Source organism: Actinoplanes sp. CA-252034 (genome assembly GCF_050956125.1).
GTDB lineage: Bacteria > Actinomycetota > Actinomycetes > Mycobacteriales > Micromonosporaceae > Actinoplanes.
Window position 1 is genome coordinate 8,393,718 of the sequence record NZ_CP191846.1, and the last position, 19,771, is coordinate 8,413,488.

The 19,771-nt window shown below is 64.0% G+C and carries 13 protein-coding genes and 1 tRNA gene; 6 read left to right on the top strand and 8 right to left on the bottom strand.

Translation table 11 applies throughout. From position 1 onward, the window contains the following. Positions 1 to 103: 103 nt before the first annotated feature. The gene (locus tag ACQPZW_RS38025; RefSeq protein WP_433797632.1) at positions 104 to 922 is read right to left on the bottom strand and encodes an IS5 family transposase; all 819 of its coding nucleotides are present in this window, start codon (positions 920 to 922) and stop codon (positions 104 to 106) included. A 591-nt stretch (positions 923 to 1,513) separates the two neighbouring features. Here ACQPZW_RS38025 and ACQPZW_RS38030 point away from each other — a divergent pair. The 6 genes from ACQPZW_RS38030 to ACQPZW_RS38055 all read left to right on the top strand — a co-directional run bounded on the left by ACQPZW_RS38030 (position 1,514) and on the right by ACQPZW_RS38055 (position 12,132). Continuing rightward, positions 1,514 to 2,023: a hypothetical protein gene (locus ACQPZW_RS38030; RefSeq protein ID WP_433790855.1), complete on the top strand. Its 510-nt coding sequence runs from the start codon at positions 1,514 to 1,516 to the stop codon at positions 2,021 to 2,023. Positions 2,024 to 2,515: 492 nt separating this feature from the next. Next, complete coding sequence (locus tag ACQPZW_RS38035) at positions 2,516 to 6,457, top strand: tetratricopeptide repeat protein (protein WP_433790856.1); 3,942 nt, start codon at positions 2,516 to 2,518, stop codon at positions 6,455 to 6,457. A 387-nt stretch (positions 6,458 to 6,844) separates the two neighbouring features. Then, the gene (locus ACQPZW_RS38040; RefSeq protein WP_433790857.1) at positions 6,845 to 7,348 is read left to right on the top strand and encodes a DUF4365 domain-containing protein; all 504 of its coding nucleotides are present in this window, start codon (positions 6,845 to 6,847) and stop codon (positions 7,346 to 7,348) included. Positions 7,349 to 7,354: 6 nt separating this feature from the next. Further along, positions 7,355 to 8,437 (top strand): hypothetical protein, encoded by a 1,083-nt coding sequence (locus ACQPZW_RS38045; RefSeq protein WP_433790858.1) that lies wholly within the window; start codon positions 7,355 to 7,357, stop codon positions 8,435 to 8,437. Between the two features lie 39 nt (positions 8,438 to 8,476). Beyond that, positions 8,477 to 9,073 carry a hypothetical protein gene (locus ACQPZW_RS38050; protein ID WP_433790859.1) on the top strand — a complete coding sequence of 199 codons (597 nt, stop codon included), beginning with the start codon at positions 8,477 to 8,479 and terminating at the stop codon, positions 9,071 to 9,073. Beyond that, positions 9,070 to 12,132, top strand: coding sequence for a helicase HerA-like domain-containing protein (locus tag ACQPZW_RS38055; protein ID WP_433790860.1), 3,063 nt, complete (start codon positions 9,070 to 9,072; stop codon positions 12,130 to 12,132). The genes ACQPZW_RS38050 and ACQPZW_RS38055 overlap by 4 nt, the downstream gene beginning before the upstream one ends. A gap of 422 nt (positions 12,133 to 12,554) precedes the next feature. Here ACQPZW_RS38055 and ACQPZW_RS38060 read toward each other — a convergent pair whose 3' ends face one another. The 7 genes from ACQPZW_RS38060 to ACQPZW_RS38090 all read right to left on the bottom strand — a co-directional run bounded on the left by ACQPZW_RS38060 (position 12,555) and on the right by ACQPZW_RS38090 (position 19,771). Next, on the bottom strand, positions 12,555 to 13,598 hold the full coding sequence (locus ACQPZW_RS38060) for a GIY-YIG nuclease family protein (protein WP_433790861.1): 1,044 nt from the start codon (positions 13,596 to 13,598) through the stop codon (positions 12,555 to 12,557). 803 nt (positions 13,599 to 14,401) lie between these two features. Next, positions 14,402 to 15,586 carry a hypothetical protein gene (locus ACQPZW_RS38065; RefSeq protein WP_433790862.1) on the bottom strand — a complete coding sequence of 395 codons (1,185 nt, stop codon included), beginning with the start codon at positions 15,584 to 15,586 and terminating at the stop codon, positions 14,402 to 14,404. Further along, a complete protein-coding gene (locus ACQPZW_RS38070) occupies positions 15,583 to 16,269 on the bottom strand; it encodes a hypothetical protein (RefSeq protein WP_433790863.1) in 687 nt (228 codons plus the stop codon). The genes ACQPZW_RS38065 and ACQPZW_RS38070 overlap by 4 nt, the downstream gene beginning before the upstream one ends. A gap of 330 nt (positions 16,270 to 16,599) precedes the next feature. Next, the gene (locus tag ACQPZW_RS38075; RefSeq protein ID WP_433790864.1) at positions 16,600 to 17,628 is read right to left on the bottom strand and encodes a tyrosine-type recombinase/integrase; all 1,029 of its coding nucleotides are present in this window, start codon (positions 17,626 to 17,628) and stop codon (positions 16,600 to 16,602) included. 79 nt (positions 17,629 to 17,707) lie between these two features. Beyond that, the gene (locus ACQPZW_RS38080; protein ID WP_433790865.1) at positions 17,708 to 18,421 is read right to left on the bottom strand and encodes a hypothetical protein; all 714 of its coding nucleotides are present in this window, start codon (positions 18,419 to 18,421) and stop codon (positions 17,708 to 17,710) included. Beyond that, positions 18,348 to 19,028, bottom strand: coding sequence for a Panacea domain-containing protein (locus tag ACQPZW_RS38085; protein ID WP_433790867.1), 681 nt, complete (start codon positions 19,026 to 19,028; stop codon positions 18,348 to 18,350). Before ACQPZW_RS38085 ends, ACQPZW_RS38080 begins: the two co-directional genes overlap by 74 nt. Before the next feature lie 669 nt (positions 19,029 to 19,697). Continuing rightward, positions 19,698 to 19,771 (bottom strand) — tRNA-Pro (locus ACQPZW_RS38090).

Below are 19,771 nucleotides of genomic sequence, written 5' to 3' on the forward strand. Positions count from 1 at the left end.
GACCAACGAACGATCAAAGCCGATGGCGTGCGCGAACGTGAACTATCCCCTTAGAGGGCATCTGATCCCGGCATGTCCGTTCGGCAGTGAAATGCAGTGATAGTCAACGCCAGGTTTGGGTGCATTCGCCGGTCAGTCTGAGCATGATCGTGTTAGACATCGCCCACTGGACCATCGCCACCGAACGCTGCGGGAGCGCCTCGTAGTCGCGGACTAGGCGCCGGTGCTGCATCAGCCACCCGAACGTCCGCTCGACCACCCATCGACGTGGAAGGACATGAAATCCCTTCTCTGCACGGCGCGGCACCACCTCGACGTCGATGCCGAGTCCTGCGCCATGACGCAGCACCGTGTTCTGGTAGCCGCCGTCAACCCAAACCTTGCTCACCCTCGGGTGGTCTCCGGCAAGCGTGCTCAGCAGACCCTTGCCGGCGGCAGTGTCGGACACCGACGCCGCGGTGACCACTACCGCCAGCAGCAGCCCGAGAGTGTCGGTAGCGATGTGCCGTTTCCGTCCCTTGATCTTCTTCGCCGCATCGATTCCCTGCTCGGATTCCTTTACGTTGCAAGACGTCTTGACGCTTTGAGCATCCAACACCGCGGCGCTCGGCTCGGCATCTCGGCCGAGAGCCTCACGCACCCGCGACCGCAGAAGATCGTGGATACGAGCCGTGGTGCCGTCCTTCTCCCACTTGGCGTAGTAGTCATAGACCGTCTTCGCCGGCGGGAAGTCGTGTGGCAGGTACTCCCACGCCATGCCGGTCCGTGCCACATACAAGATCGCATTGACGATCTCCCTCAGATCATGGACCGGCGGCTTGATCCCCAAGCCCCGCCGCGCCTCACGCCACTGCACCAGAACAGGCTCGATCAACGCCCACCGGGCATCCGACAGGTCCGTTCGATATGGAAGTCGCCCCATCCCCATGCTCGACCAACGAACGATCAAAGCCGATGGCGTGCGCGAACGTGAACTATCCCCTTAGAGGATCAGATGCCCTCTTAAGGTGTCACCACCAGAAGCCTCAACTGAACACCGCCCTAGCCACTCTACCTGCAGTTATGCCGAGAATATTCATTGAGCAGCGATTTCTCCTGGATTTTCAGTACGCTTCGACGCCACCTAGCCGCGGAGGCCGCTCCGACGAGCGGCATTCTAATGACCCGCAGCGGCAGATCCCTTTACCCGGTTCCCCATCGCGGCATAAATCCCCGCAATCACATGCCCGTTACCTCCACCTGGAATATGTCGTCGAAGCGCCTTTCTTCCCGAGAGCTATCGCGGATTCACTGTCCACCATGGTCTTCGGATCGCGTCCGTGGCGCATCCCGATCCAAGACAGCACGCCAAAGAGCGGCGGGCGCGCACCGCGCCATGCAGACCACTCGAAACGGTTCCGCCGGCCGACAAACTTGGCGACCTCACGAGCGACGGACGAGGTCGTTGAACCGGCTTACTCTCCCTACGATGGGCTGTGCAGAGCATTCACGCCGCTTATAAGGGAGGAACCGGTTGGACGGCTTCGGGGCGCCCGTGACACGGATCGGAACTCGTTCCTTCCATGAGAAGCCCCCATTTGACGACGCCGCAGCAGCAGCGCTTGCTCCGATCGAGGCCGCGGGTCCCCAGGCTCTTTCCCGGTCTCGGGTCTATGAGGTCCGCTGCCCTCGGCAGCCGACGGGTCACCGGCTCGCCGAGGTCTTCAGGACCCGACACGGTCTGGTCGTCCGCGGGCTTGGGGCCTTCCTCTACGTGCTGGTCGACCGGGAGGGCGGCGACCGTGTTCCAGGCCCGGACGGTGGATGGATCGACCAGGACTGGGAGGTCGAAAAGCGACACGTCATCGGCAAGCATCGGGGCGCGCCGTTATGCGTCTTCTTGGGCCCGACCTTGCCGTCCGGCCACGTGGGCCTCTACGTAGTCGAGTGCCGCTGCCGTACCGCTCTGCTCTACGGGATCGCGATGATCGAGGACATCGAAGCTGGCCGGGGGAAGAGCATCATCTATTACGGCGAGCGCTGAGGCCGCTATAGTCGCTGAGACATGTAGATACTGGAGCTCGCGCACATCGAATAGGTTGCGCGTCCGTCGGCTGGGGCCCGGCTACCCGATTGGGGTTAGCCGCAGCATGCCCGACTTCGAACACCATCTGGTCGACCCTCCTGCCCGCGACCTGTTACCAGCCGACGAGAGTCAGTTCCGGGCCGCCGCGCGTCTGCTCGCCAGTTATCACCGCCCCGACTGGCGACCGGTAGACGACCGGGAGTTGGATGCGTGGGGCTTCGGGTACGGAGCCGGTGTCCGCGACAGGCTGGTACAGGACCGCGAGAATCGCATTGGGCCAGCGTGATAAGCCCGCCTTGCCGTAGTCGGCTGGCCCATGGTGGAACTGGGCTGGCGGCGACGCCAGCCTGTAGCTGCGATGGGTCGCAGTTGGCCGCCGTTGCGGCGTTACCTGTAGAACTAGCTGGGGCGGTGACAGTGGAGCCCCTGCAGACAGTCGCGAGGTGCGGTATGGGCATGGCGCTCGCAGGTGGCGCCGCGGACAAGCTCGGCAATGGCTACGAGCGTCGTTTCACGGTTCTCGCCATGATCGAGATTTTGATGGGCCGTGCCGACTCCTTGCGTGTCGAGGTTCCCGGCGACGAGGGCGTCGGGGCAGAGTTTCGCCTTCGTGTCGGTACAACGTCTCGGTGGACCCAGTCGAAGCGGCAGCGCAGTATTGGGTCTTGGACTTTGTCCGCCTTGTTGAAGGAGAACTTTCTTCAACAGTGGTTGCCGAAGCTCCGGGCCGGCGATATCTGCACCTTCTCGTCTACCACCAGCGCCGACGAGCTACGACAGCTGTGCGCCGGGGCGCTGGACGCCATCGATGTGGCCGAGTTCGAACGCGACTTCCTGGGTTCTGGCCGCCAGAAAAGGTTTGAGGTTCTTAAGGCTGCTTGGGGCGCGATCGGCAGCGAGGAGGCATGGCGGCTGCTGCGTCAGATCAAGGTCGACACCATCGACGACGATCGGCTCGACCAGCAGATCGAGACGTCGCTCTACGTCTTGATCGCTGGCAACAGAAGGGCGGCACGGCGGCTCCTGCTGCAGTACGCGGACGAGGTCCTGCACAAGGAGGTACGTGCAGACGACATCTGGGAGTTCCTGCAAGACAACGGGGTTGATCGAGCGGGACAGATCGTGCCGTCGGCCGCGCCGGCGGTGTCGACTCCCGAGGCGCGTTGGTTGTCGGATCGGCTTGAACGTCTGCCTGGGATTACTCATGGCCGGATCAATGCGGCGATGGCGACCGATGGGCGTAGTGCTCGTCGACTCGTTCGTCTGCTGACCGAATTTCAGGAGCCGAAGGCGGTTCTGACTGAGTGGGCATCGAAGCGCCCTGCATGGTTGGTCGCGTCGGACTGGGACACGCAGCTGGCTGCAGCCGAGCTGGCAGGAGCCTATGGCGTTCCTCAGTTGGAGGCCGCCTTGTTCATGGAGGTGGTGCAGCAGGGATGCCCGCCAGAGGAGGTGTGGACAGCTCGAGCCGCGTTGGCGCTTACGGCGGTGGGCGACACCTCTGAACGCGCAGGCCTGTTGGAGGCGTTGAACGCCGGCATATCGCGACACCCCTACTCGCGTGCCGTTGCAGCAGTCTTCGGCTCCCAGCCGGAGGACGCACTTCGACTTGTCGAGGCTTGGCACCCGGAGGACCGAGCAGATCAGTCGGCCAAGGCCATGCTGCTCATCCAGATCCCGCTTGGCCACCCCGACGAGGACCCGTCCTTCGACGATGTTGAACAGGCCCTCGCCGTGGCCGACGATGTGCTTGCCGACCGATGGTTCGGTGGGATCGCTCTGTGGCGTGCCCGCGTGCTGATACTGCGTGCCCGCCGACGCGGGTCGAAGGTCCTGTTCGCGGATCTTCGCAAGGCGCAGGAGACGGCCCTTCGCGTGCGCGACGATCGTCGCGTTTGGCGATCGAAGAGCGCCGAAGCCGTTGCCGTGTCGTGCGAGGCCGCCGGGCTCAGAGGGGATCTCGACTTCGTCCTGCGGGTGGGGCTGCCCGAGGAGCTGGGCGGTCTCGCATCGACAGCGGAGTTTGAAGACTCGAACGTTGCGTTCCAGGTAGCGATGGCGGCGTTGCGGCTGCTGAAGTTTGACATCGCCGACCGGGCGGCAACCCACGTCACCAGTGCCTTTGATCGGAAGCTGCTGGAGGCCCTGGGAGCTCAGGTCCGGCGCGAGGACAGCTCTTCACTGTGGCGAGAGGCTGTACACCTCGCCGCCAATAATCACGAGAATCTCGTTCAAGCGCTCAACGGTCTGGCTCGAACAGGAACGACTGATCTTCCCCGGCTGGACGATCTACGGCAGATATCCGAGCAGGCGGCCGCGGAGGTTCGGGCGACGGCCGAGATCAAGGCTGGTAATTTCGGGCGTTCAATCGCAACACTGAGGGTGCAGCGACGCGGGTCGTTGTCGGCGGCGATAACGCTCGCCGATGCCTACGGTTCGACGGGTCAGGTCGATTCTGCGGCCGAGACTCTTCTGGATGCCGCCGATGACTTCAACGATCCGGAGCTTCGCTTCCAGGCGGCGGTCTTCCTCGCTGGAAAGGGCCAGGCTGAGCGGGCCAAGGGCATCGTTGCCGCCTTGATCCGGGACCGGGATCACGACTGGCCAGAGTCTGTCGACGTGCTGAAGTTCGCGGCGCAGCTTGCTCTCGACGAGCCCGACCTCGATCTCGCCATAATCTATTGCCGCCGGATTCTTCAGGAAGACCCTCGTGACGATTCGACGCGATGGGTTCTCATCAACAGTCTGATGATCCTGGATCGCATGAACGATGCATGGGAGGTGTTCGGCGCCTCTCCGTTGCCGCTGCATCCCGAGAACCGTACTCAAGCGCAGATGTGGGTGGAGTTGCACCGGCGGTTCGCTGGAACTGCTGCCACGATACGGGGCTGCATCGAGATTCTCCGTCGATTCCGCGACGACGAGGAACTGAGTGCCTTCGCCCTGTATGCGGTCATGGAGCCAAGGCAGGGGGACGATCCTGTTCCGGCCGAGCTGTTGGGCGAATACCACAAGGAACTCGAGCGGTTCTTCGACCGTTGGCCTGCCAGTCCGCGTCTGCGTCGAATCCGCACCGATGACGATGAGCTCCTCATCCAGGCGATCACGGACGAGCTACGTCCGACACCGGAGCGTCTGGCCGAACACAACCGCTTGAATCGCCAGTTCCAGCGCGCCGAGAAACCACTGGTGCTGCTGGCTGAGTACGTGGGGAAGACCTACTTCGAGGTGCTCCTACGCAGGGGCTTCGGTGTCCTACCCGTCGTACATCCCGACCCTCAGGAGTCGGCGTTGTGCCGGGCGACGATCCGCCATTCAGCTGATCACGATGTCGCGATCGATGCCTCGGCGATCGTGGTCCTCAGTGTCCTTCCACCTGCCGTCCGCGACGCCGCGCTGGCTGTCTTCCGACGCGGTCTCACTACCGATGAGGTGGCCCGGGATGCCCGCCAGTATGGCGAGGACCTCGATCGCGGAAGCGGGCACCTGTACTACAACGCTGCTGCTGATGCACCCGGCTTCACGGAGTTCACCGAGGAGGAGAAAGCTGTCATCAGGGCCGGCCTGGCCTCGGTCCAAGGCTTGATCTCCGGACTGCAGCGCCAGCCGATCCAGCCCGGAGCGCCCGGTCGCCGCGCACGTATCAGTGTTCACGCCTCGGTCGTCCAACTGAGTGCGAGTAAGCGGATCGCGGTGTGGTGTGACGACTCGGCCGCTCGGCTGGGAATGCGCAGCATCGGGGTTGCCTCGTTCTCGACGGTGGCGGTTCTTGAGCACCTGTTGTCGGACGGTGTTCTGTCATCCAGCGAGTTCGACGCGGCTATGGACACCTTCGTCCGGGAACGCATCGGGACCGCGCAGGCGGACCTAACTCGGATCGCGCGAGTCGCGCGGCAACAGGCATGGCTGCCGGACGGCGCGGCAGCCTGCCTTGCCCAACCTCATGCCTGGGCCGATATCGCCGACACGTCGGCAATTGCCAACGACCTGCTGCGCCTGTGCCTGCGTGAGAATCCCGATCAGGTGCCCGCTTGGCTGTACGCCGCAGTCTTCGGCGCGGTGATGAACTGCCCCAATACCCGAGCAGGCGTCGAGATCGGCGCATTGCTCCTCGCTGGCAACCTTCTGGCGCTGACCGCTTCCGGGCGACTTGCTCGCGAGATGGTTGCCGCCACGCGATCGGCCGTCGCCGCAGCGTTGCCAGTCGACAACCCTGCCGGCGTTACGACCGATCCGCTCCCCGCGGCAGCAGGGCACATGGTCAGTCTGCTGCTGCCGAACAGCGCTGTCAGAGCGGATGAGGTGTTCCCGCTTATCCTCCAATGTCTGGCTGAACTCGACGATCAGGATGTTCGTCTTGTTGCTGAGGCAATTCTGGCCGAGAGTCGATGACACCGAGATCCGAGTCATTCACCGAGTCCGTTCTCGCGGCCGGTGGCTCGACGGTCACCTCAGCGAGTTGCTCGCGGAACTCGGCCGTGCTGTCAGTCGGGCCAGTACGAACAGTCGACCTCAGTGGGTCAGCCCAAGCAGACCACTGCTGGACGAGGCTGCGTACTACCTCGTCGGCGCCTGCCAGCGGAGCAGTACCGGATCTCAGCTGGCGTCGTTCCGTCGCGGCGGTGCCGACGGATGCGGTCATGGTCCGCTAGCAAGCCGCCACCAAGACCACCAGGACCGGATGGCCACCGTGCGTATGGCTTCAGCTACTGACAGAAGTCGATACCAGACGTAAGCTTTCGGCTACCGCTTGTTGAGGGGTCACCTGCGGAGGGGTCGGTGCTGGACGCGAAGCAGCATCAAGGGAAGTTCGGCGAGGACTACGTTCGTGTGCTCGCCTCGGCGGCCGGGTTGGTGGTGCTTACACAGGACAACGACTCTGACGGCGTCGATCTGGGGTTCCGTGCGACTGGCACGTACGGCCATGTCCGGTCGCCAATGATCGAGGCGCAGGTGAAGACCTGGTCGAGGCCTACCGAGTCGTCGGGTCGTCTGCACTTTCGCGGCTTGAACGAGTGGCAGTTCAACAAACTCGCCGGGTCGAACTTCAGCGTGCCGCGCTATCTGTTCCTAATTTGTGTGCCGTCGGACCCGCTCGAGTATGCAGCCTTTCGTTCCGAGGGCGTCCTGCTGCGGCACCTCGGTTACTACGTCTCGCTCCGGTCTGAGGTGCCAATCGCCGAGCCGGACCGTCAGCGCAGCCGTCCAGTTATGGTGCCGATATCTAATGTTTTGACTGCCCACGAGTTGCGCAGGCTGACCGAGTCCCGGACCGCGTGGTAGCCCGGCATGGCAACCGCGCTGCGCGTCGACGACATCGCGTCCTACCTCGCGGGGGCAGGCTGGGTACGTGCGCCGCGCGACTGGCACGGCGCTGAGGTGTGGAGCCACTCGGAAGACTACGAGGTCCTCGTACCCAGCCACGACGGTTTCGGCGACGCTCGGGCCCGGATCACCGAGGTCTTGGGTTGCCTGGCCATCGTGGAGGACCGTCCGGTTCCGGACATCGCGGCAGAGATCGCCCGGCCCGATGTAGATACTCAATTCTTCCGGACCTTCCCAGTGGACCGGGACGCGGGCTACACCTCGGTTGCGGAGGGCTACCGCGCTGTTCAAGGGGTGCGCGACGTCCTGGCGATCACCACTCGCACCGTGGTCCAAGGCCCGCACTTCATGTTCGCCGGTCGCCCACCCAATGTAGTCGCGGATCTGCTCCGCACCGCCGAAATGGGGCCGACCCGAGCAGGCAGCTACATGCTCGAAGTACGCCTGTCCGCCCGCGCAGCACTGGCGGGAGGTATCACTGGCCGCACCGTCACCGGACAGATCTACGAGGCGATCGTCGCGGCCAGAGAGGCCGTCTCGACAGGCCGGCTGTCGGCTTTCGAGGACGACATCGTGACGGCCGGGATCTCCGCGAATTTCTGCACGGCTCTGAGTGACCTGGGCGGCACCGATCACGCGGCGCCGTTCGAGATCGGTTTCCGCTGGGGCCGAGCCGTGCCCACCGATTCGGGCACGAGCAGCCAGCATTTTCCCGCCGGCGCGGGCCTGCTTCTCCGCGAGGCCGCCGACCAACTCCGCACTCTCGATGCCTCCGGGACAGCGACCATCTCCGGGCGGATCGAGACTCTGCACCACGGCGCCACTCGCGACGAACAGTGGCGCATCAGCGTGCGGGGCGAGTTCCGAACCGGCTCCAGGCCAGTACGCCGACGCAAGATCTGGGTTCGCCTACCCGACCAGGCCGCATACGACCGAGCGATCGAGGCACATCACCGCCAGCTCGCCGTCCGGGTCTCCGGCGAGTTGTCCAGTTCCACGGGCCGAGTCGAGCTGGTGCCCGATCGTGGCTTTGACGTCATCGACTGAACCACCACCCCACCCGCGAGATCGCTCAGGAGGCCGTAGATGACCGCCAACGAATTGACGAACCGGGACCAGATGACGCTCTTCGCGCTGCTCGCGGTCGCCCGGCCGGCCACCAACCGCGAGCTCCGCGACATCGCCGGCCTCGAGATCGAAGCCGGCAACAAACGCCGGCTCGAGGGCTATGTGCAGAGCATCAAGCGAGGAACTACCACCGTGCACGCGATCACGAAAGCGGGCCGGGACTGGTGCCTGACAGCGATGTCCGCCGGCCGGCCTGCAGGCACGCGCTTCCCTGCTGGACCGCTCTACGCCGTCCTAAGCGGACTGGGCACCTACCTGGTCCGCACGGAACAGGATCTCGAGGCTCTATTCCAACCCGACGCTGAGTCCTGGATCAGGTCCGTTTACGACGAACTGACCGTCCGACGCAAGGGCCAGTACGTTCGCCTCGCCGACGTTAGCAAGTGGCTGGACGACGGCGTGGATCTCGCCGCCGAGCTGGATCGAATGATCGAGCAGCCAGACGTCCATCTGAAAGCTGAACTGGACCAACGGAAGCTCACGTCCGAGGACGAACGGGCCGCGGTCTTGATCGGCAGCGAGCCGCGCCACCTGCTGAAGATCGAATCGGCGTGAGCGCCGAACTCGAGGCCCTAGAGGCGCTGGACACCACGGAATGGGCACCGACCAGCGACGAAATATGGGCTCTTCCCGGCTACCACGTCGACAGCCTGCATCCGGAGGTGACCCGTCGGCTCAGCAAGTCGATCGACGGGCTCGCCCGGGGACGCCGACCGGTCACCGCGGTAGTCCTGGGCGAGCGAGGTTCCGGCAAGACCCATCTGCTCAGCTGGGTCCGGGAAAAGGTCCAGTCCAAGAACGGCTACTTCTTCCTGCTGAAGCCGGTCGCCGGCACGTCGGCCTGGGAAAGTGCGGTCGGCGACATCTGCAGCGGACTGCTCCGCCGCTCGCCGGGCGGGACGAGTCAGCTCTCCCGCCTGTTGACGATCATCGCCGAGTCCGCCGGTGTGGATCCGGCAACCAGAGCCGCGGTCAGCGGTCAAAGCACGCTGACACGGGAGCGCCTGGAGGACTTCCTAGCCGGGCTCCGTTCACTGAACCCCGAGGTCGGCATCCCGGCGTCGGACACCGCCCGCGCCCTTGTCCTACTCGCCTCGACCGGTCCGGCCGCCCAGATCGGGCATGGCTACCTCATCCGGCCCGAGGCCCACGACGGGCAGCGTGCGGAACAGGGCATCAGCGGACCCCGCGCGTACCAGCTGGTCTTGCGCGACCTCACCCACTTGATCGCGCTGGCCGGTCCCATCGTCTTCGCCTTCGATCAGCTCGACGCGCTTGCCCATGAGTCGACGGTCGCCCTGGGCTCGCGGACCGGAGCCCGGGAGTCCTCGACCGCACGCCGGATGCGCGACGACATCGCCACCACGCTGATGGAGCTGCGCGATGAGAGCCGCCGCGCGCTCATCGTCATCGCCTGCCAGACAGACACCTGGGAGATGATCGCCCGCTCGACAATGCTCTCCTCCCGGGATCGACTCGATCCGCTGCCCGAGCTCAGCGCGATCCCCGACTTCGAGACCGCAGCCGCGATTGTGAGCAACCGATTCGCGGCCACCTACGCCTTGCAAGGCTTCACCCCGCGCTATCCCACCTGGCCAATCACCAAAACCGCACTCAACCAGGCGCCGGATCGCTACACCGCGCGGCAACTGCTGATCCGCGTCAACGACCACATCCAAGGCTGCATCGAGAGCCGACGCGTGACCGAGATGACCGCTCTGACCGAGTCAGCCATACCGCCGCCGGCGGTGGCTCCGGACGACGCCGCCGATCTCACCGCCACCTTCGAGCAACTCCGGGCCGCTGCCGACGACCAGCCCTTGCTGGATCAGACCCAGAACAAAGCCATGCCGAAGCTGCTGTCCGCCGGGCTACGTAGCCTAGTGCTGGAGGTCGGAGACAGTCCACATCGGTTCACGGTCGAGGAGGACTTCGGCGCGTCGGCGGAGCTGCACGCGCGGCTTCGCCTGACGATCGACGAGAAGACGGAGCAGGAGGTCCACTGGTCGTTCCGAGCCATCGCGGCGACCCACCACACGAGTTTCCAGCCCCAGCTGAAGCGAGCCATGACCGCCGCTGGGCTGGCCGAAGGGCTGCCAAGCCGCCACCTCTTCGTCCTGCGCAACAGCGGTTTCCCGCGCGGCCGGGTGACCGAGGAGATGAAGGCCGAGTTCGAGCGGCGGGGCGGCGAGGCACTCGTCGTGCCCGCATTCGATCTGCGCACCCTCGCTGCGCTACAGGTCATGTTCGAACGCCGGCCGCAAGGGCTGCACCAATGGCTGCGTGAGCAAAAGCCAGCCAGCAGCCTGGAGATTTTCAGAACCGTCCTCGCCGGTATTCGCGAGAACTCCGGCGATCGCGACGACTCCGCCAGATCAGCTCCGGCGGACCACGACGCGATCCTCGTCGGGGAGACAGAGCGTGGTCGTCGCCCGTTCACGATCCCGCTTGAAACGCTGCGCAAGCACGCGATCGTCATCGGCAGCACCGGGTCGGGCAAGACTATGCTGGTTCGGCATCTTGTCGAGCAGTGCGCCTTGCGCGGTGTCTCCGTCGTCGTGGTGGACCCGAACGACGATCTCGCCACACTCGGCGACCCCTGGCCCACACCACCGAGGGAGTGGAGCGAGGCGCAGGACCGCGATGCCCAGCGCTACTTCTCCGAAATCGAAGTCGTCGTCTGGACGCCGGGCCTGCGGGCCGGCCGCCCGCTGACCTTCCACCCCCTTCCCGATTTCGCACCGACGCTCGGCAACCCGGACGAGTTCCGTCGCCAGATCAAGACCACGGTCCTTTCGCTTGCCGGGCCGGCCGGGGCGACCGGTCGGACCCAGCGCACGACCCAGCAGCTCTCGGTGCTGGCCAGAGCACTCGAATACTGTGCGAAGAACGGCGGCCGGACGCTTAACGATCTTTTGGACACTTTGAACGAGCCGCCCGACGGGGTCGCCGACAGTCCGGATCGCAGCAGGCTGGCCAAGAACATGGCGGCCACGCTGGATGCGGCCAGAGACACCGACTCATTGCTCGACGAGACCGGCACCAACGCCGATCCCACGATCCTGCTGACACCGTCGCACGGGAAAACGGCCCGCATTTCCGTGGTCAATCTGATCGGTCTCCCAATTCCGCAGCGGCCCAGCTTCGTGAATCGGCTGGAGGAGGCACTATTCGGCTACTTCAAGGCGAATCCGGTCCGCGATCGTCCGCTCGGCGGTCTCCTCGTCCTGGACGAGGCCCAGATCTTTGTCCCGGTCAGCGGTCAGGTGCCGAGTAGCGAGACCACTCGGACCCTGATCGCGCAGGTCCGGAAGTACGGACTGGGCATGCTACTCGCCACACAGACACCGAAGGGCCTCCACAACAGCGTGCCCGGCAACACCACCAGCCAGTTCATCGGAAAATTGACCGTACCGATCCAGCAAGCCGCCGCCGATCAAATGGCGGCCGCCCGGGGCAGCACCCTCGACAACATCTCCAGGCTCAGGCCCGGTGTCTTCTTCGGCGCCACCGAGGGCACCTCGTTCAGCAAGATAAACGTGCCCATCTGCCTAAGCCACCACCGCGATGCCCTGTCCGAAGAAGAGATCCTGCAACGAGCACGGCGGCAGTAGCCACATCAGCCTCGATAAGCAGACCGCGAGTGGCCGAGCACCGTTAGATCGCGGGGTACCGGCCGGAATACTGCTGACGGACCATCTCCTGCGCAGCGCCGCGCTCGTCGAGGTTATTCAGTAGGTTTCTCCCGCAGCTCCTCGTCGTGCCGCTGCGACTCGATCGCCGCGATCTCCCGCCGGTTCAGCCGAGCGCCGGTAGCGGAAACGCGGCCCTGGGGGTCATCACTGATTAGCCAAATCTGCAGAGGCCTCGGACGGGAAGCGTTCGGAACGCAGTGAGGGCGGCCCGCCGAGCGGCCCGCATCGACACTCACGCTCAGTAGTTGACGAGCAGGGTCTGGTGCTCGGATTAGGAGAGTGCGTTAGGTATTGATAGCGGAGCTTTACCTGGAGCGCAGGACAAGTTTATATGGCGGAGATCATTCAAGGTCACTTCCCGGAGCGGAACTGTTGCCAGGTACCTCGGTGACAGTCTCGCCAACAGCCGGGGTCGACTCTTCGTTGACCGGCTCCCCAGTTGTATCCTTTCGCCATTCCCCGAGCGTTTTATTGTTGGAATCAAGCCAGTAGAGGTTTCCGCTGCGGCTGGCTCCCGTAATCACGGAGGCAGCGGCCGATGGGCTTTTGAAGACGTAGTCCTTAACGAGAACCATCTTCTCGCCTTCTTTCTTAAGCACACCGGATGACTTGAGTCGCTGACGAAGACTCTCATAGGATGGAGTCATAGTCTTCTCAGTGATCGGCCCCTCTGCGCCCGCAAGGACCAAAAACCCACTCGCGGTATCCAGCATTTCCGCTTTCGCGGTTGCATCCTTTAGGGAGTATCTCTTCCCTGCCGCAGCGTCAGTGCCAGCACTGTGGGATGGGATTTCGTTGCGCACGACCTGGAAGTCCGAGACACCGAGCACGGGGAGAAGAAGCAGTATTTCCGCCAGGAAGCGTTCCATGTCTGCCTTCTCTTGCTCGCGAACATGCTTTAGGTCAGGATTTCGATCATTCTCTATAGCGGCAGTTCCAACTTCGCGCGCAAGTCGCAAAAGCCTGGCTTCAAGATAAAGAATATGACCCTTGTTTAGGCTCTGATCTTTTGCAGTGAATATGAATGCACGGGTCCAGAATTCCTTAGTCCGCTGATGGTCGTCCAGCCGGATGCGTAGTTCAGTCGACTCGCCGACGTAGACCCGCCGCTCCTGCGCGCCAGTGTCGTCCGCAGTACCGACTTCATTGGGGCCAGTCAGGATGTAAACCCCAGCACGCCCGAACTCTTCACGCTTTCGCGCTTGCACATAACTGGCTCTCGGAAAGTCCAAACAGCAGCCAGTCCATCCGGATATCTCCGTCAACCGCCTTCCCTCGGCCGCGTCGTCGATCAGATATATATGAATCGAGCGCCCGTGTGCATAGTCCATTGCGAGAACCTCAAAAGCTCTGAAGGTAACTTCTTCCACCTTGTCAGCAATCATTCTAGTAGATCGCAGCTACGGCCGTCGACCAAATTGAGGTTTCGACATTCGGTAACCGAATTCCGTCAATTTGACGAGTGTAAGGACGCACCCAACTCGGCAGATCCGACAACCCATCCTGGCCTAACGATTGTCACACCTTAAAGGGATGAAATCACGGCGCGATCGTCGCCTCATCTGGTCGGCGACCTAGAGCGCACTCGCACATCGATAGCCGATACGTGTTTGATGGCGTACGCGGCTCGGAGCCGGATTCATACGCCGGCACCCGGTCCGATGAACTCCCAGAATAGGGATGACCCCGACGACCAGCACGCTCCACCGTCGCTCGCACCACTGCTGGTCGATGGTCAAGCACTGCATACAACGTTGCCGCAAAAAAGCGAACAGGATCAAACCACTGGCGCGCTTCCGCCGGTCGCCGGTCAGCACCGAACCCACGCGCCGAAACCGGAACCGCCGCCTGCCGACCATCCGCTATGGTCTTCACCGGATGTCCTAAGCAGCCCGCACATGGGCAACCTGACCGCGGCGTTGTCGCCTCGAGCGCGCCGGCTATTGGTCAACCAGGTCCAGCGGTACGCGGCGGGCGGGGAGCCGCTCCTAAACGTCACCTTCGGGGCCGTGACACAGTCGGTGGGTCCAGCGGCGGCCGTGATGGCGCCCCCTACCGACGTCCGGACTTGCCGGTATCCGTGCGCGTCAGGAAAACGAGACAGGCTTTCGCATGTCCGGCCTCAGGGTTTGGATTAGTGCTGCGTCCGGTTGCGGCAACGAAGCCGCATCCCGATCGATGCAGGGTGTCAGTCGTCGGTGAAGACCTCGGCGGCACGGCCGATGGCATTGCTGGCGTGCAAGATCGCGGCAGCCGTATAGGCGGCCGCGGCGACGATCCGTTGCACGGGCCACTCCGGTGGTAGTTCCTCGCGGGCCGAGATCACGTTGAGTAGTGTCCGCGCGTCGGCAGTGTGTCCTGTGGTGTTGTCGAGGAAATCTGCGGGCTTGTTCTGGCGAGCGAGTTGCAGGGCCTTCTGGATCCAGCGGGTGGCTCTGGTGCGCGCAGCGGGTTCCAGCCGAGGGTCGTCTCCGGTGAGCCCGGGGAACTCTGCGCTCAGGTCGGCTGCCGCAAGGGGCGATATCTGTGCGGCCAGGCAGAGCATAGTGGTACGGATCGCCTCATCGTCGTCGTCTCGGTGCAGGACCGTTGCCGAGTGCATGGATGGGTTTATCAGCAGGTAATAGGTGATGGTTCGCGGCGTTGCCACCGGGTCTTTGCGGGTCGAGGCCGGAAGGTTATCGGCGGCCCGCACCGCCGTTCCGGTGGTGGCAAGCAGGAGCTTGATACGTTTTGCCAGGCCAGGCCCCTCGGCAAGGACGTCCTCCAGCGCGGTGTGCATCTGATCGTAGGCATCCGCGGCTACGGCCGCGTCGTTGTCGGAGTCGTTTCGTTCGGTTTCGGCAAGGGCCGCAGCATAGGTGTCGATGTGCGGGCGGATACGGGCAGGGATCCGTTGCTGCGCCAGCGCCGCCTCTAACGTTTGGTGGCCTGCCATCACCATGGTCGCGTAGAAGATCTGGTGAAAGGCAGAGGTGTCTTCGGTGATCTCAGCAATCAGGTTCTTGGCTGCACGGGTCTTGAGAAGTTCGGGATGGCGGATGGCCAGCCAGATCAGGAGGTGTGACGCGCCAGCGAAGTGAACCTCCTCGGCGTCGTCATCAACCGCGGCCTCGTTGTCTTCTTCCTCCCGCGCGGCGTACACAGCAACGATCTCGTCGGCGCCGAGCCCGTCCAAGACCTGCCATGGCCCGCTGACGGTCGCGAGCGGCAGACACAAGGTGGCCGTTGCCCGGAGCCCGGCCCACAACAGGGTCTTCAGCTGACGGTCGCTACGTGCTTCGGATCCTTCGGGCGGGTCGTCGTCGGGTACACGATTCCACTGAAGGTCATGAACCTCCATGAACTCCTCGACGAGGGCGTGCCCATTCATCGCGTCGTCGGTGAACCCGTCGCTGTCGTGATCGTCACTGGTTTCTCGTGCTCGCCGGAGCAGGTCCCCGCCAGGGCAAGGTCACCCGAACCGTGCGCGACGAGTTGGGCTCGGGAACCGTTGCTCCGCTCGAACCGGGCAGCACGGATGAGCAGAACACCGAGCGCGTGCGACAGTTGCCCTGCCCAGGGGAATTCAACAGCGCCGGTCACAATATCGTCCGCGCGGTCACTGTTTGCATGCTCGGTGGGATGCCAGACGGCTCGGATAGCGGTGGCCAGCAGATACTGCCCTGCAAGCTCTTTTACATTCTCGGCGAGTAGTTCCGCCAACGGCCAGCGGCGCTGCGGAACGGGTTCCTCGTCGGCTATCGGGGGCAGCCAGCTGTCTCCGCTGTAGGGTGTGTCGCGCTGGGAGATCTCCAGCCCGGTCGGAGCGTATTCGAGGAGACCGGGGCTCCAGGTGATGAGGTGCTGCGCCAAGGCGGCAGCGACGATTGACGCCTGCACGAAGCTGTCGCAGTCCAGGACCACCAGGACGATGGCGCCGCCTGGATAGCCCAGGACACGGTAGTCAAGGATGCCTCCCTCTACGGATCCCTCATCGCCGGGCTCATCATCATAGAGGGAGACACTTGGTGCGTCCCATCCGTTCTGGACGGCATCGGCAACCGCATCGGTCACCGTAGAGACGCCACCGTCGTCAGCTTGAGGACCAGAAATGGTGACTCGGCACAGGTATGGCAATCCGCACTCCCGGCTGGCGATAACAGTCTCGGACGACAGCAGTGATCCGACATCGAGCTATTAAGCTACCCGGATCAGCCGACCGACGGCCGCCCTGTGGAGACAGGGCGCGGCCATTCGGCAACGCGACTGCGGCATGGCAGTCTCCTTCCCACCTCGAAACCCTGCCGCCTCCCGAAACGCGCTTCCCCTGCTTGGAAGCACTACGGCGGCTTCGCCCCATCCCGGACCCGGTCGGTGGCGACGCGCCATGCACAACGGCCGCGTCTAGACACGCTCGCCGATACCGAGGCGTGCTTGGGTGTTGCGGGCTCGTTCGGCAGCGGCGCTGGCTCCGTAGCGGCGTGCTGTCTCCTCGGATGTCCAGCCGAGGATGAGCATCAGGTCGCCGGTATCGCCGCCGGCCAGCTTCCACTCATGGGCGTAGCTGTGTCGCCACCGGTGGGCGAAAAGGTTCGTGATGCCGGCCTTCTCTCCCAGCCTCTTGAGGCGGATCTTGATGCCGGCCGCCCGCAGCCGACGAGCCCCTTTCAACGCGATCCACAGCTGAGGCACATCGTCGATGCCGGTGCGCCGGTTCCGGGATCGGAGGTATCGGCGGAGTATGCGCGCCGTTTGCGGACCCAGCCGGACGCGGCGTTGCTTGCCGCCTTTGCCGTGCAGGACCACCGAATCGGTGTCGAGGTCTACGTCGGTGACCAGGAGGTCGCCGATCTCGGAGAGGCGGGCACCTGTGTTGTAGTACATCCGCACGAGCGCCTGGTCACGCAGTTGCGCGAAGTCGTTGCCTTGACAGGCCTCGAGGATCTGGCCGGTCTCGCCGTCGCTGATGACCGGGATCAGTTTCTGCTCGGCCATCGGTTGGGGTACCCCGGACATCGGAGATCGCTCGATCTCGCCTTCTTCGAGCAACCAGCGGAAGAACTGCTGCAGGCTCTTGTGCTTGTTGAGGCTCGTTGCGGCTGACCGGGTCTCCAGCATCCAGGCTTGAAACGCTACGACCTGCCGTTTGACGACGAGGACCGGGTCGTGAGTGCCAGCGGAGTCGGGCACCTGCTCGGCGAGGTAGTCCGCGAGTTGACGGGCTGCGAGCAGATAGTTGTAGCGCGTGCTCTCGGGATGGTTGGCGGCCCGTAACGATCGTTCCCAGTCTCGCAGCAGCACGGACCATGCCGGCGACTCGAGATCGCTCCACAGCCTGGCCACGTTCATCGCCGACCTCCGGTTCAGAAAGTCATAGCGGCCCTTGTCCGGATTCCCTGATTCCAGAGTTGTTCTGTGGCGCTGGGTGTTCAAGCAGGTGCACCCGATCGATCTACCGTCAGCGCAACCGACAGCACACTCTCGTGGCGCCGAGATCCGGCATGCGGAGCTCTTACGGCTGCTGGAACGGCGGGCGCATCTTCTTGGCCGCGAGGGCGCCGCGTGTTCGGCGCACGAGCGTGACGAACTCATGGGGGTACAGGACGAACACGTTCGAGTTGAGGTTGGTCGCCTGGCGGAAGCCGCGGTCGCGTGTCACGCAGTATTTGATCGACGGGGGTGCCGCATCATCGGCGGCTTGCAGGGCGGTGGTGAAGACGCACGCGTCTTCGTGGTCGAGCGGTGGATGGCCGTCCACGTTGACGATCTCGATGCGGCCGCCGTTGGTCATGTCGTAGACCAGGTCGTAGAGGAAGTCGTGCAGCAGGTTCTCGGCGTCTTCTGGTGACCATCCGAGTCCGCGGGTTTCGGCGGTGGACCCGTCATGAGGCTGCCGTGCCTTCAGGACGAGCAGGTCAGCGATGTGGTCGGAGGTCCACACCTCGAGCAGTTCCGGGCCCGCGAACTGGCCGGTCGTGGTGAGCGCGACGGCCCGCAGGCTGTCGATCCGGCTGTCGACTCGGTTCGGAACCGGTGCCTGGCTGTTGCGGGCCGCCGCATCCCGGAATTTGTCCCAGGTGAACGGCGGCCCGAGCAGGTCCGCGACGTCCAACAGAATGTTGAGATCGAAGACGACGGTATGGAGGTCTGGTTCAGCCTCGTGGTGCGCTGGCACGCTGCGGGCGCTCCCGGTTGATGCGGGCCGCGACACGCGGCGGCTGGGCATGGTCGCAGTCCGTGGTGAACGCGGAGGCCAGGGGCTCCGGGCTTCCGGGGTCGTCGTCAGGCGTCTGGCGACGGAAGTCGGAACGGATGTCAGCCAAGATCTGCCTCCTCTCAGCGTCACTGATCTCGGTGTCGGCAGGGCCGTGGAGGCCACCGGACACCAGGTCAGCCACGCGTCGGCCGGCCAGGGAGCGTCGCCGGTAGAACCGTTTCATCTCCTCGTCGCGGATGCGGGCCTTGCTGGGTTCGTGGTCTGGGAGGCCCTGCCGAGCGACACGCCAGGGAAGTTCGTTGTGGGTCAGCTCGGAGAGGTCGTCACCGGACAGGTCGCCGTAGACCTGGCAGACCAGCGATACGACCTGGGATCCGGCAAACGCCAGGTTGCTGGGGTCGCCGGTGGGCCAGCTCCTGACGGTCCGCTGGCCACGGTGCCGGTCCCAGAGCGCCACCGTTACCGGCCCGTCGCGCCATGCTTCGATCGGATCGGTGAACAAGGGTTCGTCGACGAGTGCCAGGTGCCAGGCCTGGCTGTAGTAAACGAGCTTCTGCAGCCGCATGGCCTCCACCGGCCCGACGTGCGTCAGGACCGCCGCCGCGACGTCATGCACGTTACTTGGCAATGTGGGGCCCCCGAACTACCGCCTTACAGCCGATTCTACAGGCCCCCGCATGATCGTCATATCGCTCGCCGGCGCCTGAACCCCCTGGCGACCGGAGCAGCAGGCGGTCCGGACGACCTGGTCAGACACGTCACCATGGCCGACTCCTTGACTCGCCAACTCCATTCACCGGAATCGGATTGAAGAGGAATACGCCCAGCTTCGGATTCCTTCAGCACGGCCGGGACCGGCCCGATTTTGTAACTCACCACCGCCCGTCCAACGGAGTTCGTGAAGCACGACTGATCAGTGGTTGATGAGGCATCCCACCACAAGAGCGGAGTTAAGGGATCCATGGACGGCGCTCGCTCGTTCAGTAGCGCCGAGCGGCGTGCAAACTACGAGAACCGCCTCGCCATCAAGCGAAAACGCTGTGACCTGCTGGAACCTGGAACTCCAACGGGCGGAGTAGCCGAGTCAAGGGCTCCATCGAAACCGTCGCCACACGCTCCGTACCATCGAAAAATGCGGCTTGAGCTGCAGAAACTCGCCGGGAGGTACATTGTGGAGATGGCGAACTCACACCGGGTCAAGTGGTTTATCGCATGTCGCCATCGAACCACATCCATGAAAAAAGCGTTCCCGCAAGTCTCTGACCTGCGGAAACGCTCTAAAATGTCGGGCTGACAGGATTTGAACCTGCGACCCCTTGACCCCCAGTCAAGTGCGCTACCAAGCTGCGCTACAGCCCG

What these genes read in the sequence shown, in the direction of transcription:
- ACQPZW_RS38060 (WP_433790861.1), bottom strand. Translation starts at nt 13,598, where the DNA reads ATGATTGCTGACAAGGTGGAAGAAGTTACCTTCAGAGCTTTTGAGGTT.
- ACQPZW_RS38050 (WP_433790859.1), top strand. Translation starts at nt 8,477, where the DNA reads ATGACCGCCAACGAATTGACGAACCGGGACCAGATGACGCTCTTCGCG.
- ACQPZW_RS38045 (WP_433790858.1), top strand. Translation starts at nt 7,355, where the DNA reads ATGGCAACCGCGCTGCGCGTCGACGACATCGCGTCCTACCTCGCGGGG.
- ACQPZW_RS38025 (WP_433797632.1), bottom strand. Translation starts at nt 922, where the DNA reads ATGGGGCGACTTCCATATCGAACGGACCTGTCGGATGCCCGGTGGGCG.
- ACQPZW_RS38065 (WP_433790862.1), bottom strand. Translation starts at nt 15,586, where the DNA reads ATGAATGGGCACGCCCTCGTCGAGGAGTTCATGGAGGTTCATGACCTT.
- ACQPZW_RS38080 (WP_433790865.1), bottom strand. Translation starts at nt 18,421, where the DNA reads ATGCCCAGCCGCCGCGTGTCGCGGCCCGCATCAACCGGGAGCGCCCGC.
- ACQPZW_RS38035 (WP_433790856.1), top strand. Translation starts at nt 2,516, where the DNA reads ATGGGCATGGCGCTCGCAGGTGGCGCCGCGGACAAGCTCGGCAATGGC.